19 protein-coding genes are annotated in these 23,526 nt (G+C 73.1%); 14 read left to right on the top strand and 5 right to left on the bottom strand.

What is annotated here, in order from left to right; all coding sequences use genetic code 11:
- Positions 1-286: 286 nt before the first annotated feature.
- Genes ACVKXF_RS17395 through opgC form a run of 3 tightly spaced genes read left to right on the top strand, consistent with a single transcriptional unit; the run spans position 287 to position 5,144 of the window.
- Positions 287-2,236, top strand: a complete 1,950-nt coding sequence (locus ACVKXF_RS17395) for a glycosyltransferase (RefSeq protein ID WP_456796501.1) — start codon at positions 287-289, stop codon at positions 2,234-2,236.
- Complete coding sequence (locus ACVKXF_RS17390) at positions 2,233-2,643, top strand: ATP-binding protein (RefSeq protein ID WP_456796476.1); 411 nt, start codon at positions 2,233-2,235, stop codon at positions 2,641-2,643. The genes ACVKXF_RS17395 and ACVKXF_RS17390 overlap by 4 nt, the downstream gene beginning before the upstream one ends.
- Positions 2,640-5,144 (top strand): OpgC domain-containing protein, encoded by a 2,505-nt coding sequence (gene opgC / locus ACVKXF_RS17385; RefSeq protein WP_456796475.1) that lies wholly within the window; start codon positions 2,640-2,642, stop codon positions 5,142-5,144. The genes ACVKXF_RS17390 and opgC overlap by 4 nt, the downstream gene beginning before the upstream one ends.
- A 12-nt stretch (positions 5,145-5,156) precedes the next feature.
- Here the strand turns inward: opgC and ACVKXF_RS17380 are convergent, their stop codons facing one another.
- Both ACVKXF_RS17380 and pucL read right to left on the bottom strand, forming a co-directional pair.
- A complete protein-coding gene (locus ACVKXF_RS17380) occupies positions 5,157-5,732 on the bottom strand; it encodes a nucleotidyltransferase family protein (RefSeq protein WP_456796474.1) in 576 nt (191 codons plus the stop codon).
- Positions 5,729-6,673 (bottom strand): factor-independent urate hydroxylase, encoded by a 945-nt coding sequence (gene pucL, locus ACVKXF_RS17375; protein ID WP_111084926.1) that lies wholly within the window; start codon positions 6,671-6,673, stop codon positions 5,729-5,731. Before pucL ends, ACVKXF_RS17380 begins: the two co-directional genes overlap by 4 nt.
- 284 nt (positions 6,674-6,957) lie before the next feature.
- Here pucL and ACVKXF_RS17370 point away from each other — a divergent pair, with 284 nt between their 5' ends.
- The 3 genes from ACVKXF_RS17370 to ACVKXF_RS17360 are packed head-to-tail and all read left to right on the top strand — an operon-like array spanning position 6,958 to position 11,542.
- Positions 6,958-7,776 (top strand): FAD binding domain-containing protein, encoded by an 819-nt coding sequence (locus ACVKXF_RS17370; protein WP_456796473.1) that lies wholly within the window; start codon positions 6,958-6,960, stop codon positions 7,774-7,776.
- Positions 7,773-10,550 carry a molybdopterin-dependent oxidoreductase gene (locus ACVKXF_RS17365; protein ID WP_456796472.1) on the top strand — a complete coding sequence of 926 codons (2,778 nt, stop codon included), beginning with the start codon at positions 7,773-7,775 and terminating at the stop codon, positions 10,548-10,550. The genes ACVKXF_RS17370 and ACVKXF_RS17365 overlap by 4 nt, the downstream gene beginning before the upstream one ends.
- The gene (locus ACVKXF_RS17360) at positions 10,550-11,542 is read left to right on the top strand and encodes an XdhC family protein (protein WP_456796471.1); all 993 of its coding nucleotides are present in this window, start codon (positions 10,550-10,552) and stop codon (positions 11,540-11,542) included. Before ACVKXF_RS17365 ends, ACVKXF_RS17360 begins: the two co-directional genes overlap by 1 nt.
- 20 nt (positions 11,543-11,562) lie before the next feature.
- Here the strand turns inward: ACVKXF_RS17360 and ACVKXF_RS17355 are convergent, their stop codons facing one another.
- Complete coding sequence (locus ACVKXF_RS17355; protein WP_456796470.1) at positions 11,563-12,861, bottom strand: amidohydrolase family protein; 1,299 nt, start codon at positions 12,859-12,861, stop codon at positions 11,563-11,565.
- A gap of 83 nt (positions 12,862-12,944) precedes the next feature.
- Here ACVKXF_RS17355 and ACVKXF_RS17350 point away from each other — a divergent pair, with 83 nt between their 5' ends.
- Positions 12,945-14,342 carry an amidohydrolase family protein gene (locus ACVKXF_RS17350; protein WP_123313195.1) on the top strand — a complete coding sequence of 466 codons (1,398 nt, stop codon included), beginning with the start codon at positions 12,945-12,947 and terminating at the stop codon, positions 14,340-14,342.
- 9 nt (positions 14,343-14,351) lie between these two features.
- Here the strand turns inward: ACVKXF_RS17350 and ACVKXF_RS17345 are convergent, their stop codons facing one another.
- Positions 14,352-15,305, bottom strand: a complete 954-nt coding sequence (locus tag ACVKXF_RS17345) for a PDR/VanB family oxidoreductase (protein ID WP_456796469.1) — start codon at positions 15,303-15,305, stop codon at positions 14,352-14,354.
- Positions 15,302-15,919 carry a helix-turn-helix domain-containing protein gene (locus ACVKXF_RS17340; protein WP_456796468.1) on the bottom strand — a complete coding sequence of 206 codons (618 nt, stop codon included), beginning with the start codon at positions 15,917-15,919 and terminating at the stop codon, positions 15,302-15,304. The genes ACVKXF_RS17345 and ACVKXF_RS17340 overlap by 4 nt, the downstream gene beginning before the upstream one ends.
- Before the next feature lie 187 nt (positions 15,920-16,106).
- Between ACVKXF_RS17340 and ACVKXF_RS17335 the strand changes: the two genes are divergently transcribed.
- From ACVKXF_RS17335 to ACVKXF_RS17305, 7 genes are all read left to right on the top strand, one after another.
- Complete coding sequence (locus ACVKXF_RS17335) at positions 16,107-17,384, top strand: amidohydrolase family protein (protein ID WP_456796467.1); 1,278 nt, start codon at positions 16,107-16,109, stop codon at positions 17,382-17,384.
- 37 nt (positions 17,385-17,421) lie between these two features.
- Positions 17,422-18,189, top strand: a complete 768-nt coding sequence (locus ACVKXF_RS17330; protein WP_456796466.1) for an ABC transporter ATP-binding protein — start codon at positions 17,422-17,424, stop codon at positions 18,187-18,189.
- Positions 18,189-19,058: an ABC transporter permease gene (locus ACVKXF_RS17325; RefSeq protein ID WP_111084891.1), complete on the top strand. Its 870-nt coding sequence runs from the start codon at positions 18,189-18,191 to the stop codon at positions 19,056-19,058. The genes ACVKXF_RS17330 and ACVKXF_RS17325 overlap by 1 nt, the downstream gene beginning before the upstream one ends.
- Before the next feature lie 89 nt (positions 19,059-19,147).
- Positions 19,148-20,335 (top strand): ABC transporter substrate-binding protein, encoded by a 1,188-nt coding sequence (locus tag ACVKXF_RS17320; RefSeq protein WP_456796465.1) that lies wholly within the window; start codon positions 19,148-19,150, stop codon positions 20,333-20,335.
- A gap of 177 nt (positions 20,336-20,512) precedes the next feature.
- Positions 20,513-21,877 carry an FAD-binding oxidoreductase gene (locus ACVKXF_RS17315; RefSeq protein ID WP_456796464.1) on the top strand — a complete coding sequence of 455 codons (1,365 nt, stop codon included), beginning with the start codon at positions 20,513-20,515 and terminating at the stop codon, positions 21,875-21,877.
- On the top strand, positions 21,874-22,716 hold the full coding sequence (locus ACVKXF_RS17310) for a creatininase family protein (RefSeq protein ID WP_123313201.1): 843 nt from the start codon (positions 21,874-21,876) through the stop codon (positions 22,714-22,716). The genes ACVKXF_RS17315 and ACVKXF_RS17310 overlap by 4 nt, the downstream gene beginning before the upstream one ends.
- A complete protein-coding gene (locus ACVKXF_RS17305; RefSeq protein WP_456796463.1) occupies positions 22,713-23,363 on the top strand; it encodes a pyridoxine/pyridoxamine 5'-phosphate oxidase in 651 nt (216 codons plus the stop codon). Before ACVKXF_RS17310 ends, ACVKXF_RS17305 begins: the two co-directional genes overlap by 4 nt.
- The last annotated feature ends 163 nt before the right edge of the window (positions 23,364-23,526 follow it).

Raw genomic sequence — 23,526 nt, 5'->3', positions numbered from 1 at the left:
GCAGTCCGGGCCTGACAGAGGGCCGGTCGCTGCGGTAGACAGGTCCCTACGCCGAGGTCGTGCCCGACGACCAGAGCGGACGGCCGGCACGACGACCCTGGGTCTGCGTCCGGACGAGACCACACCCGGGCGCGCTGCGGCCGGGGTCCGCGGATCAGGAGGCACCCTTGCGACGCAGCACGGTCGGCGACCCCGCAGCCGGAGCGACTCGGTGACGGCGCTCGACGTCAGCCGGCAGGACCGCCGCCGGCTGAGCACCGGCACGGCCCGCCGACGGCTCGTCACGGTGCGCACCGTCGCGCTCCTGGCCTCGATCGCCGGGGCGAACTACGTCGTCTGGCGCTGGGCCGCCTCGGTGAACTGGCACTCCTGGTGGATCGCCGTGCCGCTCATCCTCGCCGAGACCTACAGCGTCATCGACTCGCTCCTGTTCGCCTTCGGAGCGTGGCGGCTGCGCGAGCGCGGGGAACCCCCGACGAAGCCGTCCTCCGACGTCACCGTCGACGTCTTCATCACCACGTACAACGAGCCCGTCGAGATGGTCGTGCGCACGGCCCGGGCGGCGAAGGCGATCACGCACCCGCACGCGACCTGGATCCTCGACGACGGCAACCGCCCCGAGATGCGCGCGGCCGCCGAGTCGCTCGGCATCGGCGTCGTCACCCGTGGCGCCGACTGGATCGACCGGCCCCGGCACGCCAAGGCCGGCAACCTCAACAACGCCCTGCTCGCGACCCAGGGCGAGTTCCTGCTGATCCTCGACGCCGACCAGGTGCCGGAGCCGGAGATCCTCGACCGCACGCTCGGCTACTTCAAGGACCCGCGGATGGCACTCGTGCAGACGCCGCAGTGGTTCGAGAACGTCCCCGAACAGGACCTGCTCGGCAGCCAGGCGCCGCTGTTCTACGGACCGATCCAGCAGTCGAAGGACGGCTGGAACGCCGCGTTCTTCTGCGGGTCGAACGCGATCCTGCGGCGCGAGGCCCTGATGCAGCTCGGCATCTCCCGCTACGTGGTCGAGGTCGAGGCGTCGGTGCAGCGCACGATCACGACGGCACGGAAGCTGCTGGCCCGCGCCCGCGAGACCGAGACGGACCCGCGGGTGCTCGGAGCCCTGGACGAGGCCGAGGCCGTCGTCGACCGTGCCCGCGACCAGGTCCGGGCCGGCGAACCGCTCGGCGACGTCACCTACGCGTTCCAGCGCGGGATCGACACGATCGCCTTCCGGTTCGCCGCCGCCGACCTCGAGTCGGTGCGGAACGACCTGCAGGAACTCGCGGCGATGTCGACCGACGCGAACACCTTCGCCGGTCTCGACGACGCTGCGCTCGACGTGCTCGGCCGCCGCGACGCATCGCCCGTGGCCGCCATCGAGTCGATCGCCGTCCTCGCCCGGGCGCTCGACGTCAACCGTGACGACGAGGCGCAGCCGATCATGCCGCTGGCCACGATCTCGGTGACCGAGGACATGGCCACCGCCATGCGGCTGCACGGGCTCGGCTGGAAGTCGGCCTACCACGACGAGATCCTGGCGAAGGGCCTGGCGCCCGAGGACCTGCCGACGATGCTCGTGCAGCGGCTCCGCTGGGCGCAGGGCACCATGCAGGTGTTCTTCCGCGAGAACCCGCTGGTGCAGAAGGGGCTGTCCTGGGGGCAGCGCCTGATGTACTTCTCCACGATGTGGAGCTACCTGTCCGGGTTCGCGGCGATCGTCTACATCGCGGCGCCGGTGCTGTGCCTGTCGTTCGGCGTCGTGCCGGTGCAGGCGTACAGCGTCGACTTCTTCGCCCGGCTGATCCCGTTCCTCGTGCTCAACCAGCTGTTGTTCTGGGTGGTCGCCGCGGGCAGACCGACCTGGCGTGGGCAGCAGTACTCGCTCGCGCTGTTCCCGGTGTGGATCGAGGCGGTGACGAGTGCGTTCGAGAACGTGTTCCGCGGCAAGCCGCTCGGGTTCCGGGTGACGCCGAAGGTGCGCGACGAGACCGAGCAGAAGCCGCGGTGGGACCTCGTCAAGCCGCAGCTCTTCGCGATGGGTGCCCTGGTCGCCGCACTCGTCATGATCGGCATCCGGTACCTGACCGGGCAGGCATCGGGCATCGCGCCGCTGGTCAACACCGCGTGGGTCGTCTTCGACCTGTTCATCTTCAGCATCGTGATCCGGGCCGTCCGCTACCGCGGCCCGGGCACGGCAGCCCAGTCAGAGCACGAGTCGAGCACCGCCGGAGGACCACTGTGAGCGCCGAGACCACCTTCGACGTCGCCGCGACGCCCGTGTCGCTCGACGAGGTCCAGGACCGCTTCGCGACGTGGTGGGACGGACTCGGCATCGACGACGCCCGGCTCCGGTTCGCGCTGGAGACCGCCCTGGCCGAGGTGGCCGCCAACATCGTCGAGCACACCACGCGCGCCGACCAGGAGACCGGTCGGCGGTACACCGTGCGGCTCGATTCGACGGATCGCGCCCTCACCGCGGAGCTCACCGACAACGGCCTGCCCGTGGACATCGACCTGAGCGCCGTGACGATGGCCGACGTCGAACAGGAGAGCGGACGCGGCCTGGCACTCGCGATCGCCGCACTCGACCGCCTGGAGCACCGACACGAGCACGGGCACAACGTCTGGACCCTGGTGTGCGAACGGTGAGGCTGCTGGCGGCCCGGGTGGTCGCCGTCCTCGTCACGATCGCGACGCTCCTGCTCGGCGGTGCAGTGCCGGCGTCCGCGGTGACGGTGCACACGGCCGCGGCGACGGCGCCGGTGAGCGGGACGGCCTGGTTCGGTCCGGACCTCGACTGGGGCGACGACTCCCCGGCGGGGTACGAGGGACGACTCGGTGCGACGCCGTCCATGTACGGGGTGGAGATCGACTACCCGCTCGACCGCTCGGCCCGGCGGGAGCTCCTCCGCGCGACGCGTGCCGCGGCGACGCAGGGCGCGGTCCTCGTCGTCAGCCTCGAGCCCGGGCAGTCGCTCCGGTCTCTCGACGCCGCCGACGCCCGGGCCGTGAACACCGTGCTCCAGGAGGTCCACGACCAGTACGACACCCAGGTGCTCGTGCGGTTCGCGCCCCAGATGAACGGCACGTGGGTGCGCTGGGGGCAGCAGCCGACGCAGTTCGTGCAGGCGTTCCGGACACTCGCGACCGCGGTGCACGGCGGCGACTCCGACGCGCTCATGGTCTGGTCGCCGTCGTACGGTGCCGGGTACCCGTTCGGCGAGTCCGCCGGGCGCCTGGACGACCTGTCCGCGACCGACGTCGCGAAGCTCGACACCGACGGTGACGGCGCGCTGACCGCGGCCGACGACCCCTACGAGCCGTACTGGCCGGGCGACGCGTCGGTCGACTGGGTCGGGCTGTCGATGTACTCCTTCGGCAAGGGGAAGTCGACGGCAGCAGCCGGGCGCGACGTGCCCCTCACCCGCAACGACGTGCCGGAGCCCGGTGAGGTCGAGTCCCGGTTCGACGAGACCTGGGGCTACGACCAGCAGCAGGCCGACAGCTTCTACGACCGGTTCGCGGTCGACGGCGGCAGGTCGATGCTGCTCGACACCGGTGCGCTGTACGACCACGCCCGCCGGGGTGACGCGGAGCTGCTGGTCAAGCAGGGCTGGTGGCGGCAGGTGATCGCGTCGGTCCAGGACCGCCCGTTGATCCGGGGCGTGACCTTCGTCGAGACGAACCGTCGCGAGCCCGAGGCCAGCAACCGTGTCGCCGACTGGCGCGACACGGCCGTGCCCGGCATCGCCGGTTCGTTCCGCACCGATCTCGAGCGCAGTGACCACTTCGCCTTCGGGCCGGTCACCGACCGCGTCACCACGCAGCAGGGCAACGCCGCGACCGACCAGCAGTACGACACCGGCGGCGACCAGATGGCGTGGATCGTCTGGCTCGCCGTGGGCCTGGCGGCGGTGTTCCTGCTGAGCGGCCTGTTCGGACGGTTGCTGCCGGGGTGGCGGTACCCCGACGACGGCAAGCCCGGGCGCGACCTGCGGCTCGACCTGTTCCGCGGGTTCATCATCCTGGCGGTGGTGATCACCCACATCGAGATCGGCGGACCGTACTCGTACCTCACCCTGCACGCGGTGGGTGCGATCACCGGTGCCGAGATGTTCGTGTTCCTGTCCGGCATGGTCCTCGGCATGACCTACCCGTTCGCCATCAAGAAGTTCGGCGAGTGGGCGGCCGCGATCGGGGCGTGGAAGCGTGCCCGCAAGCAGTACCTGGTCACGCTCGTGGTGATCGCGGTGGTCTTCGCGCTGAGCTTCGTCCCGTTCCTGAACACCGACGCGATCACGACGTTCACCGACCGGGGCACCGGCACCGGCGGCGTCGGTGCCGAGGGTCGGGTCTACGACCTGTACCCGAACGCCATGCAGCTGCTCGGCTACCCGCCGCCGTGGTACGCCATCCGGCAGTTCCTGCTGCTCGAGATGGGCCCCTGGCCGTTCAACATCATGGGCCTGTTCGTGGTGCTGAGCCTGTTCATCCCGCCGCTGCTCTGGCTGATCCGCCGCGGCTTCTGGTGGGTGGTGCTCGTCGTGAGCTGGGCGCTGTACGTGTTCCAGGCGCTCCACCCGGAGTTCCGCCCGCTGAACTCGCAGTTCGAGGCGGTGTTCCCGCTGCTCACCTGGCAGGTCGTGTTCACCCACGGACTCGTGCTCGGGTACTACCGACGGCAGATCATCGGTGCGCTCACCGGGCGGCTCGGCAAGGTCCTGGTCGGCATCGGTGTCGGCGGCTACGCGGCGTTCCTGGTGTACGTCTGGGCGGCGAACCACGCCGGGTTCACGCCGGTCCCGTTCCCGGCGTCGATGTACGAGGACCTGTACAACACGGCGTACCAGCGGGTGGACCTGCAGTGGGGCCGACTGGTCGACATCGCGTTCTTCGCGATCGTGTCGTACGCGATCCTGACGGTGTTCTGGAAGCCGATCTCGGCGGCGATCGGGTGGCTCTGGATCCCGATCGGGCAGGCGAGCCTCTACGTCTTCGTGTGGCAGGTGTTCTTCGCGCTGGCGATCGCGTCGATCCCGGGTGTGCCGTGGGGCGACTTCTGGATCGGCTTCGTGGTGCACTCGGCGTTGATCCTGCTGGCCTGGTACATGGTCCGCAAGAAGTTCCTGTTCTCGGTGATCCCGCGCTGACGCGCTGTGGGTTCAGTGCGGGACGACCGGGTGGTCCTGGTCGTGACCGTCCCACAGGTCGCCGCACTCGACGGGCTCCGCGCCCGACGACGCGAGCCACGGGCCGGCGCCGTGCGCGGGGTCGCGGGACAGCGCGGCGACCAGCGCGGCTCGGTGCTCCGAGCCGACGACCACCGGGTGTCCCGGTACGCCGCGGTGGACCGCGCGGCGGAGGGCCGTCGGGTGGTCGCCGTCGCCGATCACCCGCCGGACGGCCGTCGCGGGGAGGCCGGGCAGGTCGACGAGGGAGACGCACGCCGTCGCCGGACCGGTGACGGCCGCGAGCCCGACGGCGAGCGACGCGCCCGGCCCCGCTGCCCAGTCGTCCGCGACGACGACGGTGACCCCGTCCACTGCGGGCACGAGGGCCCGCGCCCGGTCGGCGGCGGCGCCGAGGACGACGACGACCCGGTCGCAGCCGCCGAGCAGGAGCGCGTCGACGCCGAGGTGCAGCCACGGGGTGCCGTCCGGTTCGGCGACCAGCGCCTTCGGCCGCCCCATCCGCGTCCCCGCACCGGCGGCGAGCAGCACGCCCACCACGTCGGTCACACGAACGCCGGCACCGATGTCCACGCGGCAGGGGCCTCGGCGACGCCGTCGCGCACGACGGTGCCGGAGATCAGGCCGTAGGGCCGGTCGGCGGCGAAGAACACCTCGCCGGGGTTGTCCAGGCCGAACGGTGCGAGGTCGACCAGGAAGTGGTGCTTGTTCGGCATCGAGAACCGCACCTCGGCGATCTCCGGGAACGCCTCGATCGCCGAGCGGCCCATCGCGAACAGGGTCTGCTGCAGCGCCAGGGAGTGCAGCTCGGCGAAGGTCGCGAGCATGCGGTCGAGGACACCGGCGTACACGGCGTCGTAGTCGATGCCCGCCGCCACCGCCTCGGGCGTGTACCGCCAGCGGGCCGTCACCGAGGTCGCGAGGATCCGATCGTCGGTCTCAGCGAGCGTCGTGTACCCGTCACGCGGGAACCCGTGGAACTCGCTGCCCGTCGACTTCAGGACCGTCAGGTCGGTGACCCCGGCGAGCACGTGCACGTCGTCGCCGTCGACCTGCACCACGGCCGTGCGGGTGCCGCGGCCTGCCCGGACGAACGAGTGGTCGTGCTCCCGACCGTCGACGACGATCCGCTCCCACGTGTGCTGCTCGGCGGACAGGGTGGAGCCGTCGTACCAGTCGAAGGCGGTGCTGAAGTGCCGGCCGAGTCGCAGCAGGAACTCCTCCGGCGTCCCCACCCCGTGCTCCTTCGCGAAGGCGTAGACCGTGTTCTTCTGCGTGTCCGTCGCGACGACCTTCGCGTTGTCGCCCTCGGTGTACGAGTCGGCGAGCGCCGCGCCGCGCAACTGCGTCGTGACGGTGAGGTCCTCGATCTCGTGCCGGTCGGTGTCGCGCGTCACCCGGACGAGCCGGACCTCGGCCTTGCCGTACTGGTTCGCACCGAGGCGGACGGTCGTGGTGGTGGGGACTGGCTGGACGTCGGTGATCTCCATGGAGGCGACGATGACATCCGCGTGTTTCGGCGGTGGGTCGAACACGTCACGACCTCCGCCAGCGGCCACGGCCCGGTCGTGACGCAGCCGTCGAACGCCCGTAACCACACGGAAACACCCGTTCCATAGCGTTGCCGCCACGACGCACCCGATCGAGGAGGGCCCCGTGGCGCACACATCCGCACCCCGGCGGTCCTCGGCGTGGAACCGCGGGATGATCGCGCACGGACGACGGTCCGACGGCGCCACCGCCACCCGTTCCCCCATCCCGATCGGACCCTGCAATGGACCTCGTCTCCGTCCGCACCGTGCGGACACCGTCGCACCGCGACGACCTCTCCTTCGGTCCCGGTGAGCACCCCCTCGCCGGCGGCACCTGGCTGTACTCGGAGGAGCAGCGGGGTCTGACCGGGCTCGTCGACCTCACGGCACTGGGGTGGCGCGACACCGAGCGCAGCGCCGGAGGGCTCCGGATCGCCGCGACGTGCACGATCGCGTCGCTGCTGCGTGTGGCGCCCGAGGACGACTGGCGTGCCTGGCCCCTCGTCGACCGGTGCGCCAACGCGTTGCTGGCGTCGTTCAAGGTGTGGAACCAGGCGACGGTCGGCGGCAACGTCGCAGTCGCCCTGCCGGCGGGGGCGATCACCGCGCTGCTCGTGACGCTCGACGCGATCGCGGAGGTCTGGACGCCGGACGGCGGGGAGCGCCGGATCCCGGTGGCGGACCTGGTCACCGGGCCGCGGACGACCGACCTCGCGCCGGGTGAGGTCATCCGGGCGTTCGACGTGCCACGAGCGGCCCTCGTGGCACACACCGGGTTCCGCCGGGTGTCCCTCAGCCCGCACGGCCGGACCGGCGCGCTGGTCACGGCGCGGTGGTCGGCGTCGGGATTCGTCCTCGTCGTGACCGGGGCGACCCCGCGGCCGCTCGTGCTCCGTCACCCAGGGGTCCCGACCGCCGCGGAGGTCGATGCGCGGCTGGCGGCCCACGACGCCTGGTACGACGACCCGCACGGTTCCCCCGACTGGCGGCGCGCGGTGACCCGGCGGTTCGCGGCGGAGCTCGTCGCCGAGGCGCTCGGGACGACGGGCGGTGCGGCATGAGGTTCGAGGTCGACGGCGCGACGGTGGACGCCGAACCGCAGCCCGGTCAGGTCCTCCGCACCCTGCTCCGCGAGCACGGTGTGACGTCCGTGAAGAAGGGCTGCGACGCGGGCGACTGCGGTGCGTGCTCGGTGCTCGTCGACGGTGTGCCGGTCCACTCCTGCATCACGCCGGCGCACCGGATGGCGGGTCGTGCCGTCACCACGGCAGCCGGGCTCGGCACGCCGGAGGACCCGCACCCCGTGCAGCGCGCGTTCGCCGAGGCCCCGGGCTTCCAGTGCGGCTTCTGCACCGCCGGGTACGTCGTCACGGCGTCCACGCTCGACGAGGACGCCCTGGCCGACCGGCACCGTGCGTTGAAGGGCAACCTCTGCCGGTGCACCGGGTACCGGGCGATCGAGGACGCCCTGGACGGGGTCGCGAACACGGCCTGCGCGGCGGCCGGTCAGGCGATCGGCACGTCGGTCGCCGCCCCGGCCGCGATGGCGATCGTGACCGGACGCGAGGAGTACACGCTCGACGTGCGGCGGACGGAGGGGCTGCTGCACCTCGCGGTCCTCGGCAGCCCGCACCCGCACGCCCGCATCGTGTCGATCGACACGACGGAGGCCGAAGCCCTGCCGGGCGTGCACGCCGTCCTCACCCACCACGACGACCCCGGCGTGCTGTTCTCCACGGGTCGGCACGAGTCCCGCCTGGACGACCCGGACGACACCCGGGTGCTCGACCGGGTGCTCCGTTTCCGTGGGCAGCGCGTGGCCGCCGTCGTCGCCGACAGCGTCCGGGTCGCCGAGCAGGCCTGCGCCCTCGTGCGGGTGCGCTACGAGGTGCTGCCGAGCGTGCACGACCCGGACGCGGCCCGTGCCGTCGGCGCTCCGCTCCTGCACGCCGACAAGACGACGGAGGAGCACCGGATCGCCGAGCCGGGCCGCAACGTGGTCGCCGCCCTGCACGGCGAGACGGGCGACGTCGACGGGGCCCTGGCGACGGCCGCGGCCACCGTCGAGGGCACCTGGACGACGGGCCGCGTCTCGCACGCCGCGCTCGAGACCCACGCGACCCGCGGGTCCGTCGACCGGGACGGGCGGCTCGTGCTCCGGACCGCGACCCAGGTCCCGTTCCTGGTGCGGGACGAGATCGCGCACGTGTTCGGCCTCGACCCGAGCCGTGTCCGCGTGGTCGCGAAGCGCGTCGGCGGTGGGTTCGGCGGGAAGCAGGAGTTGCTGACCGAGGACCTGGTCACCCTCGCGGTGCTGCGGACCGGTCGCGCGGTGCAGTACGAGTTCAGCCGGCGTGACGAGTTCACGATCGCCCCGACCCGGCACCCGATGCGCGTGCGGGTCCGGCTCGGTGCCGACGCCGCGGGACACCTGACGGCACTGCACGTCGACCAGACCATGGACACCGGCGCGTACGGCAACCACGGGATCGGGGTCATGTTCCACTCCGTCAGCGAGTCCGTCGCCGTCTACCGGTGCCCGTCGAAGCGCGTGGACGCGGAGTCCGTGTACACGAACAACCTGCCGTCCGGGGCGTTCCGCGGGTACGGGCTCGGCCAGGTCGTGTTCGCGATCGAGTCCGCCATGGACGAGCTCGCCCGGGAGCTCGGCATCGACCCGCTCGACCTGCGGCGGCGGAACGTCGTGGTCCCCGGAGACCCCCTCGTGGTCACGGACCCGGACGAGCAGGACGACCTGCGCTGGGAGGGCAGCTACGGACTCGACCAGTGCATCGACCTGGTGGAGGACGCCCTCCGCGCGCCGGTACCCGAGGTCCCACGCATGGACGGGCCGCCGCTGGACGACTCCGGGGACTGGGCGTTCGGCACCGGGGTCGCCCTCGCGGCGATCGCCACGATGCCGCCGCGCGGGCACCACGCGCACGTGTCGGTCGAGGCCACCGCGGCGGGCCGGTACCGCATCGGCGTCGGCACGGCCGAGTTCGGCAACGGGACCACGACGGTGCACACGCAGCTCGTCGCCACCGCCCTCGGCACCACCACGGACCGGGTCGACGTGCACCAGTCGGACACCGACGCGGCGCGGCACGACACGGGGGCGTTCGGGTCCGCGGGGGTCGTCGTCGCCGGCAAGGCGCTGTACGCCGCGGCACAGGCGCTCCGGGAGGACATGACCGGGCGCGCCCTCGGGATCGTCGCCGCCCGGACGCCCCGGACCGCCTCGGGGCCGCTCGGGCCGGCGGTCTCGGTCGGGCCGGACGGCGTCCGCGTCGGCGAGGAGCTCGTCGGGCACGCCGAGTTGCTCGCCGACGGCCCGCTCGTCGCGCACGGCAGCCACGATGGCACGCCACGGTCGCTTGCGTTCACCGTGCACGGCGCCCGGGTGGCGGTGCACCGGCCGACGGGCGAGGTCCGCGTGCTGCACAGCGTGCAGGCGGTGGACGCCGGCACCGTCCTGAACCCGGAGCAGCTCCGCGGCCAGGTGGAGGGCGGCGCCGCGCAGGCGATCGGCTCGGCGCTGTACGAGGAGGTCGTGCTGGACGAGACCGGTCGGGTGACGACCGACGCGTTCCGGGCGTACCGGGTGCCGAAGATCTCCGACGTGCCCCGCACCGAGGTGCGCTTCGCCGACACGCACGACCCGCTCGGCCCCCTCGGCGCGAAGTCGATGAGCGAGGCGCCGTACAACCCGGTCGCGCCCGCCGTCGCGAACGCGGTGCGCGACGCCGTCGGCGTGCGCCCCCACCGGTTGCCGATGACGCGCGACCGGGTCTGGGCGATGCTCCAGGACGCGACCGACGCCGGGGGTGCGTGATGTTCGAACTGGCACCGCGCCTCCTGGCCGCCCTCGACGCGGGGGACCCCGTGGCCGTCGCGACGGCCGTCGCGATGACGGGCAGCGCGCCGACCGGCGTCGGCTCGTCGATGGCCGTCCTGCCCGGCGGTCAGGTCGTCGGCACGATCTCCGGCGGGTGCGTCGAGGGGGCGCTGTTCGACACGGCGGAACAGGTCCTCGAGACCGGCGAGGCGGTGCTCGAACGCTTCGGGTTCGACGACGACCCGGACGACGTCGACGCGATGTGGGCACCGGCGCTCCGCTGCGGTGGTCGCGTCGAGGTCCTGGTCCGTCGCGTCCGTCCCGACGACGCCGACGTCGTGGACGCGCTCCGGCGCGCGGCGTCCGGGGTGCCGACGTCGCTCGGCCTCTCGCTCGACCCGTCGACGCTCGGCGCGGTCGTGCACGTCCCCGACGGCTGCGGCGGCCGGCTCTTCGTGGAGCGCGCCGACGTCCGGCCGCGGTGCATCGTGGTGGGCGCCGTCGAGTTCGCCGTGGCCCTCACGAACGCGGCCGCGGTGCTCGGCTACGCCGTGACGGTCGTCGACCCGCGGCCGGTGTTCCTGACCGACGAGCGCTTCCCGGCCGCCGACGAACGCATCGTGGGCTGGCCGACGCGTGTGGTCGAGGCGTTGCCGGTGGACGCGACCACCGCCGTCGTGGTGCTCTCGCACGACGACCGGTTCGACGCCGCCGTGGTCGACTCGGCCCTTCGACGTGGTGCCGGGTACGTCGGGGCGATGGGCTCCCGCACGACGAACGCACGCCGGATGGCGGAGCTGCGCGCGCTCGGGACACCGGACACCGACCGGCTGCGGTCCCCGATCGGGCTCGACATCGGTGCGACGACGCCGGCCGAGATGGCGGTCGCGATCATGGCCGAGGTGATCGCGGTCCGGACCGGTGCCGGCGGCGGCGCGCTCGTCGACGGTGCCGGTCCCATCCACCGCCGGGCGGTGTCCACGAGCTGAGCCGGCGGCGCGCGATCCGGTCAGACGACGGCGGGTGTCCGGGCCAACCGCTCGGCCAGTCGCGCCGCGATCTCCCGCTCGTCCGCCGCGACGAGCTCCCCGTCGCGGACCACCACGCGTCCACCCACGACGACGTGTCGGGGCCGCCGCCCGGGAGCGGCCCAGAGCAGTCCCGCGACGGGGTCGGCGACGCCCGCGTCCGCCACCCCGGAGACGTCCCACACGCACAGGTCGCCCGCGCTCCCGTCGCCGAGGTGCCCGAGCTCCGGGCGTCCGAGCCCCGCCGCGGAACCCTCGGTCGCCGCGCCGAGCACCTGCCGCGCCGGCAGCTGTGGCCCGACGAGTGCCGACACCTGCATGGCCAGCCGGGCGTCCGCGAGCAGGTGTCCGGCGTCGTTGCTGCCGCCGCCGCTCGTGCCGAGGCCGACCGGGACCCCCGCCGCGGCGAGCCGTGCGACGGGAGCGATGCCCCACCCCATCGGCACGTCGCACCCGGGGGCGTGCGTGGCGGTGACGCCTGCTGCCGCGAGCCGGGCGATCTCGTCGTCGGTGACGTCGCAGAGGTGCGCGATCGTGACGTCCGGTGCGAGCCACCCCCACTCCTCGAGCAGGTCGAGCGGACGACGGCCGTAGCGATCGAGCGCGATCGCGGTGTCGACCTGTTCGTTGGCCTGGGTCCGCCGGCGGAGTCCGTGCCGCGCCGCCACCTCGCCGAGCGCCCGGAAGGTCGCCTCGCCGTCGGAGTGCACGCCCGCCGGGCCGACGGCGACCTGGAACCCACCGTCCGGGTCCACGCCGCCGACGGCGTCGTCGTGCAGCAGCCGCGACGCGATCGCGTCCGCCGATGCCGCCGCGCGGTCCGGGTCGTCCCGCGCCGAGCCGCGGACGAAGACGAGTCGCCCGCCGAGCCCGCGGACCGCGCCCACGGTGGCCGCGGCGAGCGCGACGGTGTCGTCCGTGGTCGCCTCGGCGGGCCAGTTCAGGTGGTGGTCGGCGATCGTCGTGACGCCGGACAGGAGGCCCTCCGCGGCTCCGGCGGACGCCGCCAGTGCGTACAGCTCGGGATCGTGCCCCACCCGTCCGTACGCCGCGGCCATGGTCGGGAGCCAGTCCGCCATCGGCACGCCGCGGGTCCCGGGCAGGGTGCGGAACGCGGTCTGGAGGAGGTGGTGGTGCGCGTTGACGAGGCCGGCCGTGACGACGCACCCGGATGCGTCGAGGGTGGTGGCGCGGCGGCTGTCGTCGTCGACGACGACGTCGCCCTCCCGTTCGGTCCGGGGGTCGACGAGGACGCGGAGGGCACCGGTGACGGTCAGCATGGTGGTGTTTCTAGCAGTCCCCTGTTTCCGGCCCGTGACCGGGCGGAAACACCCGGGGAACACGCGGACCGTAGGTTCGCCCCATGACGCAGACCCTGATCCGCGCCGGCTGGGTGCTGACCGCAGCACCCGACGGCGCCGCCACGCCCGCCGCGATCCGCGACGGAGCCGTACTCCTCGACGGCGACCGGATCGCCGCCGTCGGCACGTACGCCGACCTCGCCGCGGCCCACCCGGACGCACCGGTCCGCGGCGGTGCGTACGACGTCGTCACGCCCGGCTTCGTGAACACCCACGGCCACTTCAGCGAGGGGCTCATCACCGGGATCGGTTCGCAGTACACGTTGTGGGAGTGGCTCACGGCGTTGATCGGGCGCGTCAACCCGGTGATGACCCGGGACAAGGCCCACGCGGGCACGGTGCTGCAGGGCATCCAGCTGCTCCGCAGCGGGGTGACGACGGCGAACGACATGTTCTGCGCCGACCCGGTGCCGGACGAACCGGCGACGCCCGGTGTGGTGCAGGCGCTCGAGGAACTCGGGCTGCGCGGGGTCGTGTCGTTCGGTTCCGGCGACGTCGACCGCGACTTCGGCGCGACGCCCATCCTGGAGGAGTTCGAGGCCCTGCGCGAGGCCGCTGCCGCCAGCCGGTACAGCACGTTCCGGGTCGGTGTCTCGTCGATCGGGCGGTACACGGACGACACCTGGCAGGAGCACGTCGACTACGCGGTCGCCGGCGGCCACGGCGTGCACGTGCACTTCCACGAGGTGCGCGAGGAGGTCACCGCGGCCCGGCAGCGCACCGGACGGACGGCCATCGGGCACGCCGAGGCGACGGGCATGTTCCAGGTCCCGGTGATCGCCGCACACAGCGTCTGGGTGGACCGCGAGGACCGGGAACGGTACGCGGCCAACGGCGTCGGCGTGGCCCACAACCCGGTCGCGAACGGGATCCTCGCCAGCGGCATCGCCCCGATCGCGGAACTCCGTGCGCTGGGGGTCCCGGTGGGCATCGGGGTCGACGGCCCGGCGTCGAACGACTCCCAGGACTTCCTGCAGGCGATGAAGACGGCCGCGCTGCTCGCCCGGGTGCGGGACCTGCAGGCCACCGCGATGAGCGCCCGCGAGGCCTTCGAGATGGGCACGATCGGCGGTGCCCGTGCCCTGCGCATGGAGGACGAGATCGGCTCGCTGGAGCCGGGCAAGCGCGCGGACCTGGTCGTCCTCGACGGCGACTCCCCGACCCTCGCCAACGTCCACGACCCCTACCAGGCGGTGGTCTTCGTCGCCGGCAGTCGCGAGGTCCGCGACGTCTGGGTGGACGGGGAGCTGAGCGTCGCGGACGGCGACGTCACCCGGGTGGACGTGCGTGAGGCGGTCGAACGGGCGCGTCCGCTCGCTCGGCAGCTCGTGGCCGAAGCGGGGCTGGAGCGCCTGTCCGCGCTCACCGGCGGCACACTCGACGGCACGGAGCGTCCGTAGTCCGTCCGGTCAGAGTTCCAGCACCAGTCGCGGGCAGCCGCGCCGGGCGCGGGACACGCAGACCATCATGGTGCGGTCGTCGGCCTGCTCCTCCGGGCTGAGCACGGTGTCCCGGTGCTCGACCGCGCCCTCGAGCACGGGGGTCTCGCAGGTGCCGCACGTGCCCTCCCGGCAGGACGAGAGCACGAATGCGCCGGCGTCCTCCGCGACCTCGAGCAGGGTCCGGTCGGCGGGGACCGTCACGGTGACGCCGGTGACCGTGAGCTCGACCTCGAAGGCCTCGCCGGGGGCGTCGACGTCCGCGGCGGCCTCGAAGCGCTCGACGCGGACGCTGCCCGCCGGCCAGTGCGCGGCAGCGGCCTCGACCGCGTCCATGAGCCCGCGCGGCCCGCAGCAGTACACGACCGCGTCGCGCGGTGCGGCGAGGAGCGCGTCGACGTCGAGCCGGACGCCCTCGTCGGCCGCGGCCACGACGACCCGGTCGGGGTGCGCCGCGACGAGCTCGTGCACGAACGCCATGCGGTCGCGGGACCGCCCCGCGTAGTGGAGCTCCCACGGGGTTCCGGCGCGTTCGGCGGCGGCGATCATCGACCGGATCGGCGTGATCCCGATGCCCCCGGCGACGAAGACCGCGGGGCGTGCCGGGTCGTGGCCGAAGTGGTTCCGCGGTCCGGCCACCGTGACCTCGTCGCCGACCGCCAGGCCCTCGTGCACGGCGACCGATCCGCCGCGGCCGTCTGGCTCGCGGAGCACGGCGATGCGCCAGTGCCCGTCGACCGTCGTCGTGACGAGCGAGTACTGCCGCTCGGTCCCGGGGGAGACCTCGAGGTCGACGTGCGCTCCGGGTTCCCAGTCCGGCAACGCCGGACCGTCGACCGGGGCCAGGTCGAGTGCGACGACGTCCGTGGCGACCTCGTGGCGGGCGGCGACGCGCACCCGCCGCCGCTCCGGCACGGCGCTCACGCGATCGCTCCGGCGCGCGGGGTCTCCTTGACCACGATCATGTGGAAGCGGGTGCCGTCCGCGCTGCACCACCGGTGGCCGGTGCCGCCGCGGTAGTACGCCGAGTCGCCGGGTCCGAGGTCGAGTGGTTCCCGTCCGCGCAGGTCGAGGTGCACGCGGCCGGCGAGCACGGTGAGGAACTCGTCCTCGTGGTGCTCGAAGTACTCGCCGAGGTCCGTGTTGTCGCCGACCCACTCCAGCGGCTCGAACGCGTGCGGGCCCGCGTGCACGAGCAGCCGGGCCTCGCCGCTCGAGAACGGTCCGCGGGCGCCCTCGCCGGCACGGATCACCTCGGGCAGGCGGACGTCGTGCCCCGGGCGCTCGGGGGCACCGGCGGCGAGCAGTTCGACCTGGGTCGTCCCGAGCGCCGTGGCGATCTTCTCCAGGGACACCATGCTGGCGCGGGAGTGCCCGCGCTCGACCTGGCTGAGGAACGGGTGCGACAGACCGGTCAGCTCGGCGACCTGGACGAGCGTCAGTCGTGCGGCGCGTCGGCGGGCACGGATGTGCGCACCGATCCGCTGGGTCTGATCGTCGACGACGCGGTCGGTCTCGGTGGTGGTGCCGGTGCTCACGCGGACTCCTCTCGTCCTCGGTTGGGCCATCCCGACCGGTCGGACGGAACGCTCGTTCCCGCTCCCGGTGACGTCGGGTCGGGCGTCACACACGGCAACCGCCTCGAAACGAGAGGGAAACACCGCAGCCCTAGCATCGGAGATGTTGATGCGATCAACATTCTCACACACGATCGAGAGGCTCCGGATGGACTCGTCAGTGCCCCGCCCGATCGCCCTCCTGCGCTCCGCGCTGCTGCCGGACGGCCGCTCGGTCGACGTCGCGATCGACGGCGCGACCGTCTCGACCGTGGCACCGGCCGGCACCCTCGCGGCCCCGGCGGAGGAGACGATCGACCTCGGCGGCCGGCTGCTCCTGACCGCACCGGCAGAACCGCACGCCCACCTCGACAAGGCCCTCAGCGCCGACGCCATCCGGCCGCCGCTCGGGGACCTCGGCGCCGCGATCGCCTCGTGGACCGCGCACGCGACGACCATGACCGTCGAGGACATCGCCGACCGTGCCCGGACCGCCGCCCTCACGCTGCTCGCCGCCGGCACCACGGCCGTCCGGAGCCACGTCGACGTGCTCAGCGGCCGGCACAGCGCGGCCGACCGGCCCGCCACCACGGAGCAGGCTCTGCGCGGCGCCCGTGCCCTCGTGCAGGTCCGCGACGAACTCGCCGGCCTGATGGACATCGAGCTCGTCGCCCTCGCCGGCCCGCTCGCCCCCGACGAGCACGTCGAGGCGGTGCTCGACCTCGGCGTGGACCTGGTCGGCGGCGCACCGCACCTCGCCGAGGACCCCCTCGCCGACGTCGACCGACTCCTCGCCATCGCCCGCCGACGGGGCATCGGGGTCGACCTGCACGCCGACGAGAGCCTCGACGGTCCGGTGACCCTCGACCACTACGCCCGGGCGTCCCGCTCGCTGCGGCGGGACCGGCAGTACTCCGCCGGGCACTGCGTCCGGCTCGGCACCCTGGGGCCGGAGCGACTCGCCGAGGTCGTCGCCGACGTGGCCGCAGCCGACCTCGGGGTGATCACGCTCCCGATCACGAACCTGTACCTGCAGGGCTGGCAGCACCCGGTCGCCACGCCGCGGGGACTGACCGCCATCCACGCGCTCCTCGACGCCGGCGTGCGCGTCGCCGCAGGCGCGGACAACGTCCGCGACCCCTTCAACCCGGTCGGCCGGAGCGATGCCTTCGAGACCGCATCGCTGCTCGTCTCCGCCGGCCACGTCACGCCGGACCAGGCGTACGCGATGGTGAGCGACACCGCCCGGAGCGTGATGGGCCTCCCGGCCGCCGGTCCCGTCCCCGGGCGGCGCGCCGACCTGCTCGCCGTGGCCGCGACGAGCGTCACCGACGCCGTCGCGAACGCCCCCGCCGACCGCATCGTCCTGTCCCGCGGGCGACTCGTCGCCCGCACCGAGGTGCGACGGATCGTCGCCGCACCGGCCGCGGCCGCCGTCCCCGCCTGACCCCACTTCCCGCCCGCACCGAGAACCCGAGGTGATCGTGACCACCACCGCCCCGCCACCCGTCGCCACGACGGACACGCTGCTCGACTTCCGCAACGTCGAGATGACCTTCCCGAACGGCACCATCGCCCTGCAGGGCGTCGACCTCACCGTGGACCGTGGTCAGTTCGTCTCGGTCGTCGGCCCGTCCGGCTGCGGCAAGTCCACGCTGCTCCGCATCGCCTCCGGCCTCGAGACGGCGTCGGACGGGTCGGCCGGTGTCGCGGCCGACCGCATCGGCTACGTCTTCCAGGACGCCACGCTCCTGCCCTGGCGCACCGTGCAGGGCAACGTCGAACTGCTCGCCGAGCTCGGACACGTGTCGAAGGCCGAGCGGGCCGCCAAGGCCGCCCACGCCATCGACCTCGTCGGCCTGAACGGCTTCGAGACGAACCTGCCGAAGCAGCTGTCCGGCGGCATGCGGATGCGGGTCTCGCTCGCCCGGTCGCTCACCCTCGACCCGGAGCTCTTCCTGTTCGACGAGCCGTTCGGCGCCCTCGACGAGATCACCCGCGAACGCCTCAACGACGAGCTCCTCCGGCTGTTCGTCGAACAGCAGTTCGCCGGACTCTTCATCACGCACTCCGTGTCCGAGGCCGTGTACCTCTCCACCGAGGTGATCGTGATGTCCGGACGCCCCGGCACCATCGTCGGCCGGTTCGACGTGCCGTTCCCGATGCCCCGCGACCCCGACATCCGCTTCACACCCGAGTTCGCCGAACTGGTCGGCGAGGTCTCGCACGCGCTCCGGGAAGGACACCGCTGATGGTCACCCTGCAGGAGGCCGCCGAGACCCGCGCGGTCCGGGCCGCCGCCCGTCGTGCCGCTCCTCGGGCTCGCCGCGGCATCGCCTGGTGGCAGCCCGTCGTCGTCCTCGCCGTGCTCGTCGGCATCTGGTACGCGGCAGCCGCGTACTACGACCACGTCCGCGGCCTGGCCTTCCTCGTGCCGTACCCGCACCTCGTGGCGAAGGCGATCGTCGCGCCGACCCTGCCGGACGGATCGCCGTCCACGTTCGGCTCCGACCTCTGGTCCGCCCTCGGACGCACCACCGTCGTCTCGCTCACCGGCCTCGGCTTCGCGATCGTGATCGGCGTCGTTTGGGCGATGGCGATGGCGCAGGCGAAGTGGCTCGAGAACTCGCTCTACCCGTACGCCGTGGTGCTGCAGTGCGTGCCGATCCTCGCCCTCGTGCCGCTCATCGGCGCCCTGTTCGGCTACGAGTTCGTCAGCCGCGTGATCGTCACCGTGATGATCGCGCTGTTCCCGATGGTGTCGAACACGCTGTTCGGGCTGCAGTCCGCCGACCGCGCGCAGCGTGAGCTGTTCCAGCTGCAGCGCGCCGGCCGGTTCGCCCAGCTCGTCAAGCTGCAGTTCCCCGCCGCGCTGCCGTCGATCTTCGTCGGCCTGCGCACCTCCGCCGGGCTGAGCGTCATCGGGGCGATCGTCGGCGACCAGTTCTTCCAGCGCGGCAACCCCGGTCTCGGCGTCCTCATCCAGGTGACCGCATCGCGCCTGATGGGCCCCGAGCTGTACGCGACCATCCTGATCGCCTCGCTCTACGGCGTCGCCGTCTTCCTCGTGTTCGGCCTGATCGGCCGGCTGGCCGTCGGCCGCTGGCACGACTTCAGCTGACGCGCCCCGACGAACCACACCACCCCTTCCCACCACACCACCCCTTCCCACCACAGCACCACGAGACCCGCACCACGAACGGAGCCTCCATGCGCACCACCTCCCGCCTCGGCGTCGCCACCGCCGCCCTCGCCGCCACCGCCATCGCCCTCACCGGCTGTGCGGCGGGGTCGTCCGGCAGCACCGGGACGACCGCCGCGACCTCGTCGACCGCCTCCGGGCCGAAGGTCGACCTCTCCGGCACGTGCCCCGCGACCGTCGTCGTCCAGACCGACTGGAACCCCGAGGGCGAGCACGGCCACCTCTACCAGATGCTCGGCCCGGACCCGGTGATCGACTCCTCCGGCAAGACCGTCACCGGCGACCTCTACGCCAACGGCAAGAGCACCGGCGTCAAGCTCGAGATCCGTGCCGGCGGCCCGGCGATCGGGTACACCAAGGTCGCGTCGCAGATGTACCAGGACAAGGACATCACCCTCGGGTACATGTCCACGGACGAGCAGGTGCAGTTCTCCGGCAAGCTGCCCACCACGGCGGTGTTCGCCGAGAACGACCAGTCCCCGATGTCGATCATGTGGGACCCGAAGACGTACCCGGAGGTCGACAGCATCAAGAGTCTCGGCACGGCCCTCGAGAAGGACGGCGGCGTCGTCCGCTACTTCAGCGGTGCCGCGTACATGACCTACCTCGAGCAGTCCGGCATCCTGCCGAAGAAGGTCCTCGACGGCAGCTACGACGGCACCCCGTCGAAGTTCGTGTCCGCGGGCGGCAAGGACGCGCAGCAGGGCTTCGCGACCGCCGAGCCGTACATCTACCAGAACCAGGTCGCGGCCTGGGGCAAGAAGGTCGACTACGCGCTCGTCTCGAGCACGGGATGGAACCCCTACCCCGAGGCGATGTCGGTCCGCACCGGTGACCTGGAGAAGCTCGAGCCGTGCCTGCAGAAGCTCGTGCCGGTCATGCAGCAGGCCGACGTGGACTACCTCAAGTCCCCGGGGGCCACGAACGACCTCATCACGAAGCTCGTGCAGCAGTACAACAACGGCTGGACCTACGACTCGAAGGTCGGCGCGTTCGCCGCGGCGCAGATGGTGCAGCTCGGCCTCGCGAAGGACACCGACGGCTACATCGGGTCGATGGACGAGCAGCGCATGGAGGACTTCATCGCGAAGGCGACGCCCGTCTTCGCCGACACCGGTGACGTCAAGAGCGGCCTGAAGCCCTCCGACCTGTACACGAACGAGTTCCTCGACGAGTCCATCGGTCTGGGTTCCTGACACCGGTCGGCTCCCGTCGAACGGGAGCGGGCCAACAAGCGGACGGGAGGCGCGGTGCCACGCCGCCCCGCGCCTCTCCCCACCGGCACGGCCGGTCCGCCGCTGGCGCGTCGCACCGGAACCGGCGGCGTGGGCCCAGTCCGTCGTCCCCGCACCACCCACCCACCAGGAGTGAGCATGACCACCGTCACCCCCACCTCCGTCGAGGCGCTGCGCGCCGAGCTCGTCGCACTGCTCGGCGAGCGCGGCGTGAGCACCGACGAGCGCACGCGGGCCCGCGCCTCCGTCGACGAGGCCACCATGAGCCCCATCCTCAGCGAGCAGCTGCCCCTCGGCCTCGCCGACCTCGTCGCGTCGCCGGCCAGCGCCGACGACATCGCCGCGACCCTGCAGGCCGCGGTCCGACACGGCGTCCCCGTCACCACCCGCGGGAAGGGCACCGGCAACTACGGCCAGGGCATCCCACTGCACGGCGGCCTGGTCCTCGACACGTCGCGGGCACGCGCCGTCGTCGAGGTCGGCGACGGCTGGATCACCGCCGAGGCCGGCGCGTCCATGGTCGCCCTGGAGCAGGCGGCCGCCGCCACGGGCCAGCAGCTCTGGATGTACCCGTCCACCGCGCAGTCGACCATCGGCGGCTTCCTGTCCGGCGGTTCCGGCGGCACCGGGTCGATCGCGCACGGGTCGAACTGGCAGGGCTTCGTCACGGCGCTCGACGTCGCGCTCCCCGGCGCCGACGAACTGCTGCACGTCGAGGGCGACGAGGCGCAGCCGTTCGTGCACACCTACGGCACCGCGGGCGTCATCGCCCGCGCCACCGTCCGGCTCGAGCCGCTGCAGGAGTGGCGTGCCGTCTACGCGGCGTTCCCCACCTTCGAGGACGCGCTCGTCGCCGTCCGCACGCTGCGCGGACTCGACCCGGTGCCGCGGCTCGTGAGCGCCGACCGCGCCGAGATCGCCGCGACGCTGCCGTCCGACCTGGCCGTCCCCGACGACCGTGCGAGCCTGCGAGCGATCATCGACGACGTCGTGCTCGACGAGGCCAGGGCGCGCATCGAAGCCGCCGGCGGTGAGGTCCTGGACGTCCGCGAGGGCCTGCAGCAGACCACGAAGGTGTCGATGCTGTCGTACAACCACCCGATCTGGTGGCTGAAGCGGAACACGAGCGACACCGAGTACTTCCACGTCGAGGTCGGCGGTGAGGCGCTCATCGACCGGATCGCCGAGGTCGAGGCCGTCTACCCCGGCGGCATGCTCCACATCGAGGCCGCGCACGTCGGACCGATCGGGATGCTCACCGCGCCGTACACCGGGGCCGAGGACGTCTACGCCGGCTACCCGGTGCTCCGCGAACTCGGCGTCCGGGTGCACAGCCCGCACCAGTACTACGTCGACCACGGCGTCGAGGAGCTCGTGGCGCTGAAGCAGCGCACCGATCCCGCGGGCCTGCTCAACCCCGGGCACGTCATCGACCCGTCGCTCGTGGTCAGCGGTGGCTCCACCGCGTCCGCGCAGCCCGTCGTCCCGGGGTTCGGCAAGTGAGCGCCGGGGTCGGCACGGTCCGCTCGCGTCGGCTCGCGGAACTGTCCGGTCCGGCCGTCGCTGCGGGCTTCGGGCCGGACACGATCGTCGTGCAGCCCACCGGAGCCGTCGAGCACCACGGCCCGCACCTGCCGCTCCTGACCGACCACCTGCTCGCCGAGCACATCGGCGGGGCGGCGGTCGAGCAGGCCGCCGCCGAGGGGCTGGACGTCTGGCAGCTCCCGACACTGTCGTTCACGAAGTCCGACGAGCACAGCTGGGCGCCCGGCACGGTGTGGCTCGACAGCGACACGATGTTCGACACCGCCGTGCAGATCGGTCGCGCGGTCGCCCTCACCGGTGCCGGCACCCTGGTGTTCGCCAACGGGCACGGCGGCAACGTCGCCCTGCTGCAGGTCGCCCTGCGTGAGATCCGGAAGCGCTACGGGTTGAAGACCTTCCTCATGCCGACCCTCGCTCGCGTCCCCGGCCCGGACGGCGAGGACGCGGACGAGCTCGGGCTGGGGATCCACGGCGGCGCGGCGGAGACGTCGATGATCCTGCACCTGCGCCCCGACCTGGTCGACATGTCGCTCGCGGAACGCTGGGTGCCGGAGCACATCGCCGGCTTCGAGAAGATCGCGTTCAACGGCGGACCGGTGTCGTTCGGGTGGTTGTCCGACGACTTCGGGACTCCCGGGGTCGTCGGCGACGCCAGCCGGGCGACGGCGTCGTACGGTGCCGTCCTGTGGGAGCACTCCGTCGCCGAGGCCGTGACGTCGCTGCACGAGATCGCACGGTTCGACCCGGCGGTGAGCCGTCCGGCGGTGGCCCGCCCCGCCGACGCTGCGGTCTCGTGACCGTGCCGCGCGGGGCGGGCGTGTCCGACCCGGGCACGCCCGCCCCGGCGTCCGACGGCGTGGACGATGCGCCCGTGCCGACGGACCCGTTGGCCCTCGCGGCGTCGTGGCTCCCCGCCGCGGCCGACGCTCCGGGTCCGACCATGACCCTCTCGACCGTCGGGCTCGACGGCTACCCCGACGCCCGGACGGTCCTGCTCTCCCTGTTCGACGGGGAACGCCTGCACTTCCACACCGACTCGCGGAGCCGGAAGGCAGCCGAACTCGCGGCGGTGCCCCGTGCCGCGGTGACCCTGCACTGGCCGGAGGCCGCCCGCCAGCTCGTCGTGGTCGGCGACGTGGCGCCCGTCTCCGACCAGGAGGCGCGTTCGGCCTACGCGGCCAGGACGCCGTACCTGCAGGCCCTCGCGTGGGTCAACGACCACGCGTCCGCCGCGGACACACCGGCTCGGCGCCGCGAGGCCTGGTCGGCGTTCGTCCGCGAACGGGCGGGCACGGACCTCGGGCCGCCGAGCACGTGGGCGGGGTTCGCCCTCACACCGGTGCGGATGGTGTTCTGGCGCGGGGCGACGGACGCGGCGAGCAACCGGCTCGCCTACCACCGGCGCGCAGGCGGGTCGTGGTCGTGGGAGTCCTGGCCGGGGTGACCGCGCGCCGGGCCCGCGCCCTGGTCGTGGGGGAAGGGGGGCGGGGGGGGCCGGGGGGGGGGGGCCCCGGGCCCCCCCCCCCCCCCCGGGGGCGGCCCCCCCCCCCCCCCCCCCCCCCCCCCCGGGGGGGGGGGGCGCGGCGGCCCCCCCCCCGCCCCCCCGG

This window comes from Curtobacterium sp. PvP017 (assembly GCF_054060195.1).
The sequence above is the reverse complement of the archived record's forward strand: the minus strand, read 5'-3'. Positions and strand labels throughout refer to the sequence as shown.